Source organism: Isoptericola jiangsuensis (assembly GCF_002563715.1).
Lineage (GTDB): Bacteria > Actinomycetota > Actinomycetes > Actinomycetales > Cellulomonadaceae > Isoptericola > Isoptericola jiangsuensis.
The window spans coordinates 617,181-633,393 of the sequence record NZ_PDJJ01000001.1 but is presented as its reverse complement, the minus strand read 5'-3'; the positions used below and the strand labels follow the sequence as shown (position 1 = coordinate 633,393).

Below are 16,213 nucleotides of genomic sequence, written 5' to 3'. Positions count from 1 at the left end.
CCGGCCCGGACGCCCGGTCAGGACTTCTTCGCGGCAGGCTTCTTGGCCGGCGCCTTCTTCGCGGGCGCCTTCTTCGCGGTGGTCGACCGCGTGGTCCGCTTCTTCGGGCCCTGCGCGCGCTTCTCGGCGAGCAGCTCGATCGCGCGCTCCGCGGTGATCGACTCCGGCGTGAGGTCCCGCGGCAGCGTGCGGTTCGTCTCGCCGTCGGTGACGTACGGCCCGAACCGACCGTCCTTGACGACGATCGGCTTGCCCGACGTCGGGTCGTCGCCCAGCTCCCGCAGCGGCGGCGTGGCGGCGCGCGCCCCGCGACGCTTCGGCTCGGCGTAGATCTTCAGCGCCTCGTCGAGCGTGATCGTGAGCAGCTGCTCCTCGCTCGCGATCGTGCGGGAGTCCGTGCCCTTCTTCAGGTACGGGCCGTAGCGACCGTTCTGCGCGGTGATCTCGTCCCCGGACTCCGGGTCGGTGCCGACCACGCGCGGCAGGGACAGCAGCTTGAGCGCGTCGTCCAGGGTGACGGACTCCAGCGTCATCGTCTTGAACAGGGAGCCGGTGCGCGGCTTCGGCTGCGCGGCCTTGGCCTTCTTCTGCGCGGCGGCCGACAGGCTGGTGTCGATCGGGGGCAGGTCGAGGACCTCGGTGACGTACGGGCCGTAGCGGCCGTTCCGCGCGACGATCTCGTTGCCGGACACCGGGTCGGTGCCGAGCACGCGACCGTCGTCGGCGCCCGCGGCGAACAGCTCGCGCGCCCTGGCGACGGTCAGCTCGTCGGGCGCGACGTCCTCCGGCACGGACGCGCGCGGCGCCTTGCCCTCGGCGTCGGGCTCGGCGGCGAGGTCCTCCAGGTACGGGCCGTAGCGGCCGACGCGGACCCGCAGACCCTCGCCGATCTCGACGGAGTTCACCGACACCGGGTCGATCTCGCCCAGGTCCGTGACGAGGTCGCGCAGACCCCAGCCGGACGTCTCGCCCGACCCGTCGCCGAAGTAGAACCGCGTCAACCACGCGACCCGCTCGCGGTCGCCGGCCGCGATCTCGTCGAGGTCGGCCTCCATCTCGGCGGTGAAGTCGTAGTCGACCAGCCAGGTGAAGTGCTCCTCCAGGAGCTTGGTCACGGCGAACGCCAGCCAGGTGGGCACCATCGCCTGACCCTTGGTGCGCACGTAGCCGCGGTCCTGGATGGTGGAGATCGTCGCCGCGTACGTCGACGGTCGCCCGATGCCGAGCTCCTCCAGCGCCTTGACCAGCGAGGCCTCGGTGTACCGGGCGGGCGGGCTGGTGCTGTGCCCGTCGGCCGTGAGGTCGGTGCCGGCGAGCACGTCGCCCTCCGCCATGCGCGGCAGGCGGGACTCCTTCGGGCCCGAGGACGCGGCGCCCTCGCCGTCGGGCGTCTCGACGTCGCGCGACTCCTCGTAGGCCGCGAGGAACCCGCGGAACGTGATGACGGTGCCCGACGCCGAGAACACGGCGTCGGTGCCGGCGCGCTCCCCCGCGCCCGCACCCAGCGGCGCGGCGAGGCGGACGGACGCCGTCGAGCCCTTGGCGTCCGCCATCTGCGAGGCGACGGTGCGCTTCCAGATGAGCTCGTACAGCTTGAACTGGTCGCCGCTCAGCTCGCGGGCGACCTGCGCGGGCGTACGGAACGAGTCGCCCGCGGGACGGATGGCCTCGTGCGCCTCCTGGGCGCCCTTCGCCTTGGAGGCGTACAGCCGCGGCGCGCCCGGCACGTACTCGGGGCCGTACAGCTCCGCCGCCTGGCGGCGGGCCGCGTCCGTCGCCTCGGCGGACAGCGCCGGGGAGTCGGTACGCATGTACGTGATGTAGCCGTTCTCGTACAGCGCCTGCGCGGTGCGCATCGTCTGCCGCGACGCCATGCGCAGCTTGCGCGACGCCTCCTGCTGGAGCGTCGACGTCGTGAACGGCGCGGCCGGCTTGCGCGAGTACGGCTTGGTCTCCAGCGAGCGGACCGTGAAGTCCGCGTCGTCCAGGCCCGCGACGACGGCCGTGGCCGCCGCCTCGTCGAGGTGCACCACGCCGGTGCGGACCTTGAGGCGGCCGAGGTCGTCGAAGTCACGGCCCGACGCGACGCGCTCCCCGCCCAGACTGGTGAGGCGCGCGGGGAAGAGCTGGCCCGCGTCGTCGCCGCCGGTCGGCGCGAACGACCCGGTGACGTCCCAGTAGTCCGCGGCGACGAACGCCATGCGCTCCCGCTCGCGCTCCACCACGAGGCGGGTCGCGACGGACTGCACGCGCCCGGCGGACAGGCCCTGGCGGACCTTGCGCCACAGCACCGGGGACACCTCGTAGCCGTAGAGGCGGTCGAGGATGCGGCGGGTCTCCTGGGCGTCGACCAGGTCCGTGTCGAGCTCGCGGGTGTTCTGCAGCGCCCGGCCGATGGCCTCGCGGGTGATCTCGTGGAACACCATGCGGCGCACCGGCACCTTGGGCTTGAGCGCCTCGATGAGGTGCCACGCGATGGCCTCGCCCTCGCGGTCCTCGTCGGTGGCGAGGAAGAGCTCGTCGGCGTCCTTGAGCAGGCTCTTGAGCTCGCGGACCTTGGCCTTCTTGTCCGCGTAGACCTCGTAGTACGGCTCGAACCCGTTGTCGACGTCGACGGCGAACTTGCCGAACGACCCCTTCTTCATGTCCGCGGGCAGGTCGGACGGCTGGGGGAGGTCGCGGATGTGGCCCACGCTGGCCTCGACGACGTAGTCGTCACCGAGGTAGCCCTGGATCTTGCGAGCCTTGGTGGGCGACTCGACGATCACGAGCTTGCGAGCCTGGGGCATCCGTTCCTGCTTTCGATGGGGGTGGCCGCCGGTGCGACGGTCATGTCACGGTACGACACCGACCACGACGGCGGCACTCTACCGAGGCGCGGGGCCCCGCGCGTCCCGTGGTCCACCGCACATCTTCACCGTCCGACCGCGATCCGCCCCCCGTCGGCGACGAGCGTGCTGGCTCGGTACCTCAACGGGAGGTTTGAGGTACCGAGCCAGCACGCTCGTCGCCGTCGGAGGGTCAGCCCTGCCGCTCCCACGGACCCCGGACGGACGCGCCGGGCTCCTGGTTGCGGGTCCACCACCGCGCGACGAACGTCACGCCGTCGTGCACCACGACGTCACCCGCGACGAACACCCGGGAGTCGGTCCACACGGCGGTGCCGTCCGCGGTCCCGGCGATCTCGGCCCACGCGCCCCACGGGGAGGTGCCGGGCGTGGCACCGCGGGTCCACCACAGCGCCTCGAACACGCGGCCGTCGAGGCTCACGCGGTCGCCGGCGGTGTAGACCGTCGCCGCGTCGTAGGCGGGGTGGGTGACCGGGGTGTCGCCCACCCGCTCCAGCACGAACGCGTCGACGGTGCCCCAGGCGCCGCCGGCGAGAGTGAAGGCCGCGCCGACGGTCGCGACCCCGTCGTCCCCGACCGTGACGGTGCCGGTGGTCGCGGTGCGGAAGACCTGCCAGCCGGCGATCTCGAGCGGCGCCTCCGCGCTCGCCCCGCCGGATGTCAGGCTCAGCACCCGGACGTCGGACGCGCCCGCGTCGCCGCCCTGCGTGGTGGCGGACACCCGGTACTCGCCCGGCTCCAGGCCGGTGACGGTCTGGGTGACCTCGAACGCGTAGTCGCTGCCGTGCCAGAAGTCCACGGAGTGCGCGAGGTCCGCCGAGTTGGCGGTGCGGGCCACGGCCGCGCCGGTGCCGGTGATCGTCCAGGCCGCGCCGCCGTCCTCGAAGCTGCCGTCCACGAGGTGGTTGCGGACCTGCACGAGCACGGTCACGGTGACGTCCACCCCGGCGTCGGTGACGCCGGCGACCTCGTACGAGCCGACGCCGCCGATCGCGGCGACGTCGTCGGCCTCCCACGTGACGGCCTGGTTCTCGGTGACGCCGTCGTTGTAGGTGACGTCCACGGTGCCGGGCAGCTCGACGGGCTCGCCCGCGACCAGCCGCACCTCGGCGGGGGTGACGCCGGTGACCTCGCGGGGCGCGACCGCGCCGGTGCGCACGTACGAGAACACGTTCAGCGACTCCAGCGGGTTGCCCTGGAAGTCGAACATCGCCTGGTTCTCCCACGAGGACCCGCCGTACCACTGGCCGGCGTCCTCGGGGTCGTACTCCCCGGCGTAGCTGGTCGCCCAGCCGGAACCGTGCTCCTGCCACAGCGCCCGGTTGGCCTCCCACGCCTCGGGCGGGCCGACGGGCAGCCACGCGGGCTCCCAGTAGTAGACGCCCGTGCCGGCGTCGCCGACGGCGGCGACCGCGGCGACGACGTCGCGGACCTCCGTGGCCTGCCCCTGCACGCTGGTCGGGTACTGCGGGTAGGCGGTCTGGATGGTGTTGGGGTGACCGTCACCCTCGTCGAGGGTGTACGCCCACGACGTCTCCGCGACCATGACGTCCTTGCCGTACGTCGTGGCGACGGACGACAGGACGGACGTCAGGTTGGTGAGGCTGCCGTGCCAGTACGGGTAGTACGAGCTGGCGAACACGTCGTAGTCGACGCCGTAGGTGTCGAGCTGGCGGGCGTACCCCGCGTAGCGGCCGGCGGTCTCGGGATTGGTGAAGTGCAGGGCGACGCGCGCGTCGGGAAGCACGTCCCGGACGGCGGCGCTGCCCGCGGAGAACATGCGGGCTCGGTCGGCCCACGCGGTGACGCCGGCGACGCCGTTGTTGGTCTCGTTGCCGATCTGGACGGTCTCGACGTCGACCCCGGCGGCGGCGAACGCGGCGAGGGCGTCGTGGGTGAAGTCGCCGACGGCGGCGACCTTGGCGTCGACGTCGAGGTCCTCCCACGCCTTGGGGGCGTGCTGCTTGGCGGGGTCGGCCCAGAAGTCGGAGTAGTGGAGGTCGACCAGCACGCCGAGCCCGGCGGCGGTGGCCCGCTCCCCGATCTCGACGGCGCGCGGCACGTCGGTGTTGCCGCCGCCGTAGCCGCGGCCCTGCGCGTCCCAGGGGTCGTTCCACACGCGGACCCGGACGTCGGTGACGCCCGCGTCGGCGAGGACGTCGAACAGGTCGGCGGGCCGTCCGGCGGTGTCCCGGAAGACGACGCCGCTGGCCTCGAGGGAGAGGACGGAGGACACGTCGACGCCGAGGTCGAAGTCGTCGGCGAGGCCCTCGACCTTCGCGATGCTGATGCCGGCCTCGACGGGTCCGTCGTCGTCGGCCGCGACGGCGGGGAGGGCGGTGACGGATCCCGCCACCACCAGGCCTGTGAACGCTCCCAGGATGCGGCGCGCTGCGCTGCTCATGGTCTTTCCTCTCGATCGACGGTGATCTCGGTGGGGTGCTCTCGCAGGACGCCGGCGGGCCCGGACGGGCCCGCCGCGCGGCACGTCAGCCCTTGACGGACCCGGACGTCAGCCCGCCCACGATGTACTTCTGCAGGAACAGGAACAGGGCCAGGACGGGCAGCGCCGCGACCACGGCACCGGCCGCGAACAGGCCCCAGTTGGCGTTGAGCTGGTCGGACACCCAGCCGTACATGCCCACGGCCAGCGTCCAGTTCTGCTCGGACGTCAGCACGACGCGGGCCAGGACGAAGTCGCCGAACGTCGCCACGAACGTCAGCAGCGCCACCGTCGCCAGGATCGGCGTCACCAGGCGCAGCACGATCGTCCAGTAGATCTGCGCGTGCGTGGCGCCGTCGATCTTCGCCGCCTCGTCCAGCTCGCGCGGGACGGTGTTGAAGAACCCGTACATGAGGAACGTGTTGCTCCCCAGCGCACCGCCCAGGTAGACGCAGATCAGCGCCAGCTTCGAGTTCAGGCCGAGCGCCGGCACGACCTCGCCGAGCGTGAGCAGCAGCAGGAAGATCGCGATGAACGCCAGCATCTGCGGGAACATCTGCACCACGAGCAGCGACGTCAGCGACAGCCGCCGCCCCGTGAAGCGGAACCGGCTGAACGCGTACGCGGCCGCCGCACCCATGAGCACGGCGCCCACGACCACGCTGGACGCGATGACCAGGCTGTTGGCGGCCCACTGCCAGAACCGGGTGTCGCCGAGGGCCGCGAAGTTCTGCCCGGACACCTCGCGGAAGAGCTGCGTGCTGCCGGTCAGCGTGCCCGACGGCGCCAGCGACGCCGACAGCACGTACGCCAGCGGGAAGGCCGCGTAGAACACGACGACCGCGGCCAGGGGGTACTTCCACCCGACCTCCGCCCACCAGCGGCGGCGGCGCGCGCCCGCGCGGGACGCGTCGGGGGCGACGACCGGGGTCGTGGTGCGCTCGGCCATCACAGGACCTCCTCCAGCTTGCGGGTGCGACGGAACGCGAAGGCCGAGACGGCTCCCACGACCAGGAACACGATGATCGACAGGGCGCTGGCCAGGCCGTAGTCGGCGCTGCCGCCCTGCACCCCGGAGATCTGGTAGATCATCGTGATGAGGATGTCGGTGTGCCCCAGCGGCGCGGAGGTGTCCGTGAACCGTGGCCCGCCGCCGGTGAGCATGTACACGATGACGAAGTTGTTGAAGTTGAACGCGAAGCTCGCGATGAGCAGCGGCGTCGTCGAGATGAGCAGCAGCGGGAGCTGGATCGCGCGGAAGTGCCGCCAGCGGCTCGCGCCGTCGATCCGCGCCGCCTCCTCCAGCTCACCCGGCAGGGACTGCATCGCGCCGGTGCACACGAGGAAGAAGTAGGGGAACGTCAGCCACAGGTTCACGCCGAGGATGGCGAGCTTCGCCAGCCACGGGTCCGTCAGCCACTCGATGCGCGCGCCGAGGAAGAACAGGCTGTTGACGATGCCGTACTCCGGGTTGGAGTTGAGCATGCCGCGCCACAGCAGCGCGGACAGGAACGCGGGGAACGCGTACGGGAGGATGAACAGGGTCCGCATGACGCGCCGGCCGCGCAGCCGCTTGTCGTCGAACAGCAGGGCGATGGCCAGGCCCAGCAGGAAGCTGGACGCCACCGTGAGGAACGCGAACGCGAACGTCCAGGCGGTGATCTTCCAGAACGGGCCCGCGTAGTTCGGGTTGGTGAACGCCTTGGTGAAGTTGTCGAGCCCGACGCCCACGCGCCAGCCGACCGTCAGGGCGCTGCCGTCCTGCGCGACGAACCGGCCCGAGCCGTCGTCGGCGGAGTACACGGTGCCCGTGGTGGTGTCCGTCATCGTCCGCGCCGACTCGTCCCACTCCAGCGACGACGCGTACACCGTCGCGCGGGTGCCCTCGCGGGTCCGGTAGGAGCCGTCGTCCGCGTCCTCGGAGACCGGCACGCGCAGGGCCAGGACCTCCTCCTGGAGCGCCGGGTCGGCGAGCAGCGTCGCCAGGTCGACGACGTCGTGGTCGGGGACCGCGGTGACGCGGTCGGCCTCCGTGGTGGCGCCGTCGGCGGGCGCCATCGGCTCCTCGGCCGTCCCGACCAGCGCCTGCCCGGCGTCGTCCACGACGGCGAACCCGACCTCGTCGCCGGACCGCACGATCGTCAGCGGGTAGGTGGGCGCACCCTCCACGGGGCGCTCGTTCTGGATGAGGAGCGCGTCGACCGCCTGCTCCTGCGTGCTGTTGTGCCCGGTGCCGTAGTTCGTCGTGGCGACGTACACGGTGTACGCCATCGTGAACACCTGGAACACCAGGAGGAACACCAGACCGGGGTAGATGTACTTCCCGGCCAGCGGGCGCCGCGAGAAGTAGACGACGTCCGCGACGACGACCAGCGCGAGCGAGCCGACCAGCACGCCCCACTGCTCGACGTCCCACGCCGACCACGCGACGTAGATGCCCAGGGCGTTGACCACCGCCATGAGCACGAGCTTCACGGCGAAGCCCCAGCCGGTCCCCTCCCAGGCGCGGGCGTGCGACTCCCGCACGGGAGGCGGGGTGGTGTCGGTCGACATCGGTCCTCTTCTCGGAGGTGCGGTGGTGGAACGGGCGGGGGGCGCCGCGGCGCGCAAGCCGCCCCCCGCCCGGGTCAGGGTGCGCTCAGCCGTTGAGCGTCGCGTCGAGGTCGGTCAGCATCTTGTCCCACGCGGCCTTCGGCTTCGCGGCACCGGAGATGATCGACGCCTCTGCGGCGTTCCAGTGCTCCCACACGTCGCCCATCTCGGGGATGGACGGCATCGGGGCGCCCTGCTGGGCCGCGGCGAGGAAGCCCGCGACGACCGGGTCGGTCGACACGGCCTCGGCCGTGCTGCTGAACGCGGGGATGCGCGGGTCGGCGTCGTAGAGCGCCTGCATGGCCTCGTCGGTGGTGATGTAGTTCGTGAGGAACTGCGTGGCGACGAGCTTGTTCTCGCTCTGCGCCGACAGGTAGAAGCCCTGGACGCCCACGAACGGGGCGGCCGTCTCGCCGCCGGCCGAGGGGACCGGGTCGACGGCGACGTCGATGCCGGCGTCGGTGAAGGCCGAGATGGCCCACGGGCCCGCCACCGTGTACGGGGAGTTGCCGTCCGCGAACTCCTGGTTCGCGATGTCGTACGTCCAGTCGGTGCTCAGCGTGCCGTCGCCGCCCTGGCCGTGCTCGGCCAGCCAGTCGGCGTACGCGTAGCCCTCGTCGCCGCCCATGCCGACCTCGGTCGTGTACGAGCCGTCCTCGTTCTGCACGAACACCGGGGCGCCGAACGACGTCTGGAACGCGTAGTAGGTGTACGCGTCACCGTCGGCGCCGGCCGTGTTGATGACGAACGGCAGCTTCGCGTCCGTCTTCTTCGCCGCGGCGATCATCTCGTCGAACGTGTCCGGCACCGGGTCCGGCGCGAGCGCGGTGTTGCGCACCAGCGCCACCGACTCCAGCGCGTACGGCAGGCCGTAGAGCTGGCCGTCGTAGGTCATCGCCTCGATGGCGACGTCCTCGAACTCCGACTCCCGGCCGCCGAGGTCGATCGTGTCGACGACGCCGTTGACGATGAGCGCCCCCAGCCAGTCGTGGGCGCCGATCGTGATGTCCGGGCCCTCGCCCGTGGGGACCTGGGCGAGGAAGTCCGCACGGATGTCCTCGAAGTTCTTCACGACCGTCTCGACCTCGACGCCGGTCTCGGCGGTGAAGGACTCGGCGGCGGCCTCGACGGCGGGCTGACGGTTCTCGTCGACCCACACGACGATGCTGCCGGACGCCGCGGGGGCGGACGACTCGGCGGCCGCCGTGCTCGCGGCGGGCTCGGGCTCGGTGCCGCCGCTGCACGCGGCGAGCAGCGCCATCGTGGCGACGGCGGCGACCGACAGGGTGGTCTTGCGCATGGTTGTTCCTTCCGGACGTGGCCGCGATGCCTTCCGGTCTCTTCCTCGCGACACTGCGAACTGAGCGGGCTCAGGGCTGGTGGGGGTCGGGGCCGACGGGCGGGGCCCGTCGGGGGCGCGGGTCAGGGCGCCGGATCACCTCCGGGCGCCACGGGGCTGCGCACGACGACGACGTCACCGGCGGGGACGGTGAGGTCGGGGCCGACGGTGGTCCCGTCGCCCAGCGCCGTCCCGGTGATGCCGGGCACGACGGCCGGGGCGTCGGTGTGGTTGATCGCGAACGTGTACGCCGCGTCGGCGCCGCGGCGCACCACGACCTCGACGTCCTGCGGCGTGGCCGGCGGGGTGACGCCGGCGTCGGCGTAGACGTCCGCCAGGACGGTGCCGAGCTCGGCGACGTCGAGCACGGTCGCGACGTACCAGGCGTGCCCGGCGCCGTGCGCGTGCCGGGTCACGGCGGGCATGCCGGCGGCCGGGCCGTCGAGGTGCGTGGCGACGGTCTCGGCACCCACGGGGGTGACGTGCTCGTGCCAGGCGGTCGCGGCGAGGGTGCGTCCGGCGCTCTCGGCGGACCCGGCGCCGCTGCCGGCCCAGGCGACCTTGGTGGACTCGGCGGCGCGCAGCGGCAGGAACTCCTCGACCCGGACGCCGAGGACGTCGCGCAGCGGCGCGGCGTACCCGCCGGCGTGCACGGCGTCGTGCTCGTCCACGACCCCGGAGAAGCAGGACACGACCAGGGTGCCGCCCGCCTCGACGTACCGGGTGAGGTTCGCCGCGGCGTCCGCGGTGAGCAGGTAGGACGCCGGGGCGACGACCAGCCGGTACGGGGACAGGTCGGCGGCGGGGTGCGCGAAGTCGACGGTCACGCCGTCGCGCCACAGCCGCTCGTAGTACGCGCGGGTGCGCTCCTTGTGGTCGAGGTCGACCGAGGGCCGCCACTCCTGGGCCTGCGCCCAGTGCGACTCGGTGTCCCACAGCAGGGCGACGTCCGCGGTCACGGTCGACCCCTGGACCTCGGCGAGCCCGCCCACGGTGGCGCCGAGCCCGACGACCTCCCGCCACACGCGGGAGTCGGTGCCGGCGTGCGGCAGCATCGCGGAGTGGAACTTCTCGGCGCCCACGCGGGAGGCCCGCCACTGGAAGAACCCGACGACGTCGGCGCCGCGCGCGACGTGCGACAGCGAGTTGCGCGCCATCTCCCCGGGCCGCTTGGCGACGTTGCGGGGCTGCCAGTTCACGCCCGAGCTGGAGTGCTCCATGAGGATCCAGGGGCGGCCCGCCGCGACCGAGCGGGTGAGGTCGGCGGCGAGGGCGAGGCCCACGAACCCGCGGGGGTCCGCGGCGGTGAGGTAGTGGTCGTTGGAGACGACGTCGACCTCGCGCGCCCACGCCCACAGGTCGGTGGTGGGGCACTCGTTGGCCATGAAGTTCGTGGTGACCGGCTTGTCGGAGTACCGGCGGATGGCGTCGCGCTCGGCGACGAACAGTGCGCGCAGCTGGTGGTCGGTGAACCGCGCGAAGTCGAGGACCTGCGCCTGGTTGCGCACCGACGGCGTCGGGCCGGGGAGGGTGACGTGCTCCCACTCGCCGTACACCTGGCCCCAGAACCGGGTGCCCCAGGCGGTGTTGAGGCCGTCGAGCGTGCCGTACCGCGCCCGCAGCCAGGTGCGCCACGCGGTCAGCGCGGCGGCGGAGAAGTCCTCCCCGACGGGTGCGCCGTACTCGTTGTGGACGTGCCACATGACGACGGCGGGGTGGTCGGCGTAGCGCTCGGCGACGCGCGAGGCGATGTCGCGGGCGGCCCGCTGGTAGGCGGGGTGCGACGGGGACGCGGCGCCGCGGGAGCCGGGGCCCATCGGGACGCCGTCGCGGGTGACGACGCGCGCCTCGGGGTAGGTGGCGAAGAACCAGGCGGGCGGAGCGGCGGTGGGGGTCGCGAGGTCGACCATGATGCCGTGGGCGTGCAGCAGGTCGAGCAGCTCGTCGAGCCAGGAGAAGTCGTGCTCGCCCTCGCGGGGCTCCAGCATCGCCCAGGAGAAGATCCCGACGCTGACGAAGTTGACGCCGGCCTCCGCCATGAGGGCGACGTCGGTGTCCCACGTCTCGCGGGGCCACTGCTCGGGGTTGTAGTCGCCCCCGTAGCCGAGCGCGGAGCCGGTCGGCCAGGTCGTGACGCCCATGGTGCTGCGTGCCTCCTGTCGCGCCACCGTGGCGCGTTTGGTGCTGTGAACGGTCACAGCATAGCCGCGAGTTTCCCCGGCGTGACAAGCCGTGCACCAAGACGTTACGAGACTGTGACCGCGCACGGTTCGTCCCAGGGACGACGCGAGGGCCGACACCGCCCGTCGGCGCCGCTGCACCTCCTCACGCATCGCCTGTTCGATACCGGAGGAAGTCCGACACGGCTGCCACCGGCGCCGTGCTCGCTCAGGCATGGGTCGGTCGATGCCTGAGAAGTCACGGCACGGCCGTAAGCCTCACGGCGGTGCCGGACACTTCGTGGTGTGACAGGTTCCCCACCGGAGGGCCACGGCCGCGACGCGGCACGCCTCGACGACCTCTGGCGCGAGCACGCCGTGCGCGTCCAGGCCTACGCCCTGCGCCACACCGACCCCGACATCGCCCAGGACGTCCTCGCCGAGGTCTTCCTCGTGGCCTGGCGGCGGATCGCCGAGGTCCCCGACCCGGCCCTGCCGTGGCTGCTCGTCGTCGCGCGCAACGTGGTCCGCAACGCGGAGCGTGCCCGACGCCGCCGGGAGCGTCTCACGGAGGTCCTCGTTCGGCTCGAGACGGCCACCGGCCCGGCCCCCGACGTCGTCGCCGCGGACCGCGACGCGATGCTCCGCTCGCTCGCCGAGCTCACCGCGACCGAACGGGAGGCGATGCTGCTGGTCGCGTGGGACGGCCTCGACCCCGCGGACGCCGCACGGGTCGCCGGATGCGCGCGCGCCGCGTTCCACGTCCGCCTGCACCGCGCACGACGGCGGCTCGCCGCCGCGGAGCAGCGCGCCTGGTCCCCTTCCCCGGCCGACGACGACCCCGTCCCCGCGCCCGGGTCGCCCCCGCGGCCGGCGACGACCGACCGCCGGACGACCTCCACCCTGACGAGCAGCGATCCCACCGGGAGGCAGGCATGAACGCCGAGCTCGAGACCCGACTCGCCCGGCTCGCACCGGCGTCGTCGCCCGATCCCCGGGGCCTCGACGCAGCCCGCGGCCGCGTCGACGCCGTCATCGAAGGTCGCGCCGGCATGCCCGCGCCGGAGGACGGACCGACAGAGACCTTCTCCCCGGACGTGGTGGTCCCCCTGGCCCCTTCGGTGCGCCGGCGACGAGCGGCCCTCGTCGCGGCGGCGGCCGTGGCGGCCGTCCTCGTGGGCGGCGTCGTCGTGCCGACGCTGGTCGTGCCGCGCGTGCTCGACGCGGGTACCCGCGCGGTGATCGACGGCTGCACGACCGACCTGCCCGGAGCGACCACGCTCGCCGCCGGCCGGGTGGACGGCGAGGTGCTCGCGCTCCTGCGCTCGGGCGAGTGGCTGGTCTTCTGCACCGCCGGCGGACACTCGTCCCTCGCGCCGGCGGAGGATCCCTGGGTCCCGCCGGCCGACGGCCGGGTCGACGTCATCGGCACGATGCTGTCGACGCTCGACGACGACACCATGGAGGTGGCCGAGATCGGGCAGGTCGGGGCGGGGGTCGAGTCGGTCGAGGTGGTGACGTCCACCGGCCGGACCGTCGAGGCCGTCGTGGCCGACGGCTACTGGGTGGCCCTGTACCTGGCGGCCGAGGACAAGAGCGCGCAGACCGTCACCTGGACGCTCGACGACGGGACCGTCCGCACGGGAACGGTCGAGAGCCTCGCCAAGTGACGGCCCGCGCGGTCAGTCGCGCGGGCGGGCGGTGGCCTGGCGCAGCAGGAGGAGGACGCCGAACGCCGCAGCGGTGACCGCCAGGACGGCGAGCGCGCCGGTGGCGTAGGCGCCGATGTCCGGCGAGACGCCGACGGTGTCGGCGCGCACGAGGCGGAGGGTCGCGGCGGCGGACAGCGTGCCGGCGACGGCGGCGCCGAGGAGCATCAGGCACGCGACGACGGACGACCCGGGGGTGGCGAACGCGTGGGGGCGCGACTCGCCCGACGGCAGGCGGCGACGGCGGGGGGCGACGTCGAGCGAGCTGGCGGGCGTCAGCGCGCACACCAGCGCGCCCCAGGCGAGGACGACGAGGACGGCGGCGACGACGTCGGAGGGCCGGTGCCACTGGCCCACCAGCGTCGAGACGCCGGTGGCGGCGGTGTACGCGCCGCCGGCGACCGCCACGACGGCCCGCCAGGAGCGGGGCGTGGCCAGGAGCAGCGCCACCGACACGGACGCGGCGATGGTGGTGTGCCCGCTGGGGAGGCTGTTCGACCCGTTCCAGCCCTCCAGCAGGTCGGGCCGGTCGAGGACGTAGTGCTTGAGCACCTGGGTGGTGAGGTTCGCGCCGCCGACGAGGACCGCCACCTGGAGCGCGAGGACCCAGCGGCGGCGCACGAGCGCGACCGCCATGGCGGCACCGACACCGAGGACGACGAACGACACGGACACCACGTCGAGCACGGGCTCGGCGACGCGCCACAGGTCGTCCTGGCCGTGCACGGCGCCCTCGCGGGCCAGCTCGTCGACGTGCTGGCCGAGGGTCGTCGTCACGAACAGCCGGTAGGTGACCGCGACGCCCACGGCGGCGACGAGGGCGACGACGGCGGCGACGACCCGCGGGACGGTCCGCACCCGGGGGGCGGGACGCTGCGGGCGCGCCGCGGCGTGCTGCGGGGCCGGCGACGGCCCGGCGAGCGGGACCGTCGGCGGCACGGCAGCGGGCTGCTGGCGGGTGTCGACGTTCACGCAGGTCAGCCTACCGAGCAGTTGTGATGCCCGCGTGGACGCGCGGTGAGATCGCCGCAGGGGCGCACCGCGCGTCCACCGTTCAGCCCGCGAGGGTCACGGGCAGGTGTCCCGGCTGGTCGTGCAGGTGGCAGGCCACCTGGCGGCCGGGCTCGCCAAGCGCCGTCGGGGCGAGGACGGGTCGCTCGACGCGGCACACGTCCATGACGTGGGGGCAGCGCTGCGCGAACGGGCAGCCGGGCGGGAGCGTCGCGAGGTCGGGCGGGCTGCCGGGGATGCCGGTGAGCTCGCGCCGCGGGCCGTGCAGCGGGGGGAACGACCCGAGCAGCCCGTGCGCGTAGGGGTGCCGGGGACGGCGGTAGACGTCGCTCGCGGACGCCTGCTCGACGATCTCGCCGGCGTACATGATGGCGATCCGGTCGGCGATCTCCACCAGCAGGGACACGTCGTGGGTGATGAACACCACCGAGAACCCGAGGCGTTCGCGCAGCTCGGTGATCTGCTCGAGGATCTGCCGCTGCATGACGACGTCGAGCGCGGTGGTGGGCTCGTCCATGAACAGCACCTGCGGCTCCAGGGCGAGCGCCATCGCGATCATGACGCGCTGGCGCATGCCGCCGGAGAGCTGGTGCGGGTAGTCGCGGACGCGGTCGGCGGAGATGCCCACGAGCTCCAGCAGCTCGGCGGCACGGTCCCACGCCTCCTTGCGGCGGGTGCCGGGCCGGTGGGCCGTGATCGCGTCGGCGATCTGCCGGCCGACCCGGTACACCGGGTTGAGGGAGTTCATCGCGCCCTGGAACACGATGGCGACGTCGCGCCAGCGGGCGGACCGCAGCTCGGCGTCGGACAGCCGCAGGATGTCGCGACGCGTCCCGTCCCGGTCGGTGAGGAACACCTCCCCGCCGGTGATGAGCCCCGGCGGCGGGAGCAGCCGCGTCGCGGCGTACGCGAGCGTGGACTTGCCGCACCCGGACTCCCCGGCGATGCCGAGGACCTCGCCGCGGTGCAGCGTGAGGTCGACGCCCCGCAGGACGTGGGTGGGGTCGTCGTCGAACCCGTAGTCGACGTGCAGGTCGCGGATCTCGAGCACGGGCTGGTCAGCCACGGCCGGCCTCCTTCGTCTCGACGACGCGGCCCGCGCGGGCGGCGTCGGCGGGGGCGCTGGACTTCTCCCGCACGACGGGCGTGAAGCCGACGCGGGGACGGATCTTGCGGCGGCGCAGGGTGCGGGCGTTCATGCCGGTGCTGCGCAGGCGCGGGTTGACGAACTCGTCGATCCCGAAGTTGACGAGCGTCAGGGCCATGCCGAGCAGGGCGATGCACAGCCCCGCGGGGACGAACCACCACCAGGCGCCGCGCTGCAGGGCGAGGTTGTTCTGCGCCCAGAACAGGATGGTGCCCCAGTTCCAGTCGGACACCGGCGTGATGCCGATGAACGCGAGGGTCACCTGCGACATGACGGCGAACGTGACGGTGCCGACGAACCCGGCCGCGATGATGGCGGTGAGGTTGGGCAGCACCTCGGCGAGCACGAGCCGCCAGGTGCGCTCGCCGGTGGCGCGGGCCGCCTCCACGAAGTCGCGGCGCCGCAGCGACAGGGTCTGGGCGCGCAGCACGCGCGCGCCCCACGCCCAGCCGGTGACGCCGATGACGAGGGCGACGGTGACGCCGCCCGCGGTGGGGAGCTGCCCGGCGATGATGATGATGAGCGGCAGCTGCGGGATGACGAGGAACACGTTGGACAGCGCGGACAGGGTCTCGTCGCCGGCGCCCCCGACGAACCCGGCGGTGACGCCCACGATGACGCCCAGCACCGTCGCGGACACGCCCGCGATGAGGCCGACGACGAGCACGCCGCGGGTGCCGACGATGATCTGGGACAGGATGTCGCGCCCGGTGTGGTCGGTGCCGAGCCAGTGCGTCGTCGAGGGCGGCTGGAGGAGGTCGGGCGAGACCTGGTTGGGGTCGAACGGTGCGATCCACGGGCCGATCAGCGCGAGGACCGCGAAGAACGCGAGGATCGCGAGGCCGGTGAGCGCCTTGGAGTTGCGCAGGAACAGGAACTTCGTGCGGCGGCGCGGGTTGTCCGCGTCGTGCTGGACGGCGGTCTCGGGGAGCGCCTGCGTGAGGCTGACGTCGGCGGCCATGTC

General features: G+C 73.2%; 11 protein-coding genes. 2 read left to right on the top strand and 9 right to left on the bottom strand.

Features of this window, described 5'->3' with window-relative positions; all coding sequences use genetic code 11:
• Positions 1–17 precede the first annotated feature (17 nt).
• From topA to ATJ88_RS02885, 6 genes are all read right to left on the bottom strand, one after another.
• The gene (topA, locus tag ATJ88_RS02910; protein ID WP_098462533.1) at positions 18–2,789 is read right to left on the bottom strand and encodes a type I DNA topoisomerase; all 2,772 of its coding nucleotides are present in this window, start codon (positions 2,787–2,789) and stop codon (positions 18–20) included.
• Between the two features lie 232 nt (positions 2,790–3,021).
• Positions 3,022–5,253, bottom strand: coding sequence for a glycosyl hydrolase 53 family protein (locus ATJ88_RS02905; protein WP_098462532.1), 2,232 nt, complete (start codon positions 5,251–5,253; stop codon positions 3,022–3,024).
• Between the two features lie 85 nt (positions 5,254–5,338).
• Positions 5,339–6,241 carry a sugar ABC transporter permease gene (locus tag ATJ88_RS02900; RefSeq protein ID WP_098462531.1) on the bottom strand — a complete coding sequence of 301 codons (903 nt, stop codon included), beginning with the start codon at positions 6,239–6,241 and terminating at the stop codon, positions 5,339–5,341.
• Positions 6,241–7,845 carry an ABC transporter permease subunit gene (locus tag ATJ88_RS02895; protein ID WP_098462530.1) on the bottom strand — a complete coding sequence of 535 codons (1,605 nt, stop codon included), beginning with the start codon at positions 7,843–7,845 and terminating at the stop codon, positions 6,241–6,243. Before ATJ88_RS02895 ends, ATJ88_RS02900 begins: the two co-directional genes overlap by 1 nt.
• Positions 7,846–7,930: 85 nt before the next feature.
• A complete protein-coding gene (locus ATJ88_RS02890; RefSeq protein WP_098462529.1) occupies positions 7,931–9,184 on the bottom strand; it encodes a sugar ABC transporter substrate-binding protein in 1,254 nt (417 codons plus the stop codon).
• 122 nt (positions 9,185–9,306) lie between these two features.
• Positions 9,307–11,364 carry a beta-galactosidase gene (locus tag ATJ88_RS02885; RefSeq protein WP_098462528.1) on the bottom strand — a complete coding sequence of 686 codons (2,058 nt, stop codon included), beginning with the start codon at positions 11,362–11,364 and terminating at the stop codon, positions 9,307–9,309.
• A gap of 324 nt (positions 11,365–11,688) precedes the next feature.
• Here ATJ88_RS02885 and ATJ88_RS02880 point away from each other — a divergent pair, with 324 nt between their 5' ends.
• Both ATJ88_RS02880 and ATJ88_RS02875 read left to right on the top strand, forming a co-directional pair.
• Entirely contained in the window at positions 11,689–12,321 is a 633-nt protein-coding gene (locus ATJ88_RS02880; RefSeq protein ID WP_098462527.1) for an RNA polymerase sigma factor, read from the top strand.
• Complete coding sequence (locus tag ATJ88_RS02875) at positions 12,318–13,052, top strand: hypothetical protein (RefSeq protein WP_098462526.1); 735 nt, start codon at positions 12,318–12,320, stop codon at positions 13,050–13,052. The genes ATJ88_RS02880 and ATJ88_RS02875 overlap by 4 nt, the downstream gene beginning before the upstream one ends.
• Positions 13,053–13,064: 12 nt before the next feature.
• Here the strand turns inward: ATJ88_RS02875 and ATJ88_RS02870 are convergent, their stop codons facing one another.
• The 3 genes from ATJ88_RS02870 to ATJ88_RS02860 form a co-directional block, all read right to left on the bottom strand.
• Positions 13,065–14,063 carry a phosphatase PAP2 family protein gene (locus tag ATJ88_RS02870; RefSeq protein WP_245852090.1) on the bottom strand — a complete coding sequence of 333 codons (999 nt, stop codon included), beginning with the start codon at positions 14,061–14,063 and terminating at the stop codon, positions 13,065–13,067.
• Positions 14,064–14,145: 82 nt separating this feature from the next.
• Positions 14,146–15,168, bottom strand: coding sequence for an ABC transporter ATP-binding protein (locus ATJ88_RS02865; protein ID WP_098462525.1), 1,023 nt, complete (start codon positions 15,166–15,168; stop codon positions 14,146–14,148).
• Complete coding sequence (locus tag ATJ88_RS02860; protein WP_098462524.1) at positions 15,161–16,210, bottom strand: ABC transporter permease; 1,050 nt, start codon at positions 16,208–16,210, stop codon at positions 15,161–15,163. Before ATJ88_RS02860 ends, ATJ88_RS02865 begins: the two co-directional genes overlap by 8 nt.
• Positions 16,211–16,213: the final 3 nt, after the last annotated feature.

What these genes read in the sequence shown, in the direction of transcription:
- ATJ88_RS02860 (WP_098462524.1), bottom strand. Translation starts at nt 16,210, where the DNA reads ATGGCCGCCGACGTCAGCCTCACGCAGGCGCTCCCCGAGACCGCCGTC.
- ATJ88_RS02900 (WP_098462531.1), bottom strand. Translation starts at nt 6,241, where the DNA reads ATGGCCGAGCGCACCACGACCCCGGTCGTCGCCCCCGACGCGTCCCGC.
- topA (WP_098462533.1), bottom strand. Translation starts at nt 2,789, where the DNA reads ATGCCCCAGGCTCGCAAGCTCGTGATCGTCGAGTCGCCCACCAAGGCT.
- ATJ88_RS02905 (WP_098462532.1), bottom strand. Translation starts at nt 5,253, where the DNA reads ATGAGCAGCGCAGCGCGCCGCATCCTGGGAGCGTTCACAGGCCTGGTG.
- ATJ88_RS02875 (WP_098462526.1), top strand. Translation starts at nt 12,318, where the DNA reads ATGAACGCCGAGCTCGAGACCCGACTCGCCCGGCTCGCACCGGCGTCG.
- ATJ88_RS02885 (WP_098462528.1), bottom strand. Translation starts at nt 11,364, where the DNA reads ATGGGCGTCACGACCTGGCCGACCGGCTCCGCGCTCGGCTACGGGGGC.
- ATJ88_RS02890 (WP_098462529.1), bottom strand. Translation starts at nt 9,184, where the DNA reads ATGCGCAAGACCACCCTGTCGGTCGCCGCCGTCGCCACGATGGCGCTG.
- ATJ88_RS02895 (WP_098462530.1), bottom strand. Translation starts at nt 7,845, where the DNA reads ATGTCGACCGACACCACCCCGCCTCCCGTGCGGGAGTCGCACGCCCGC.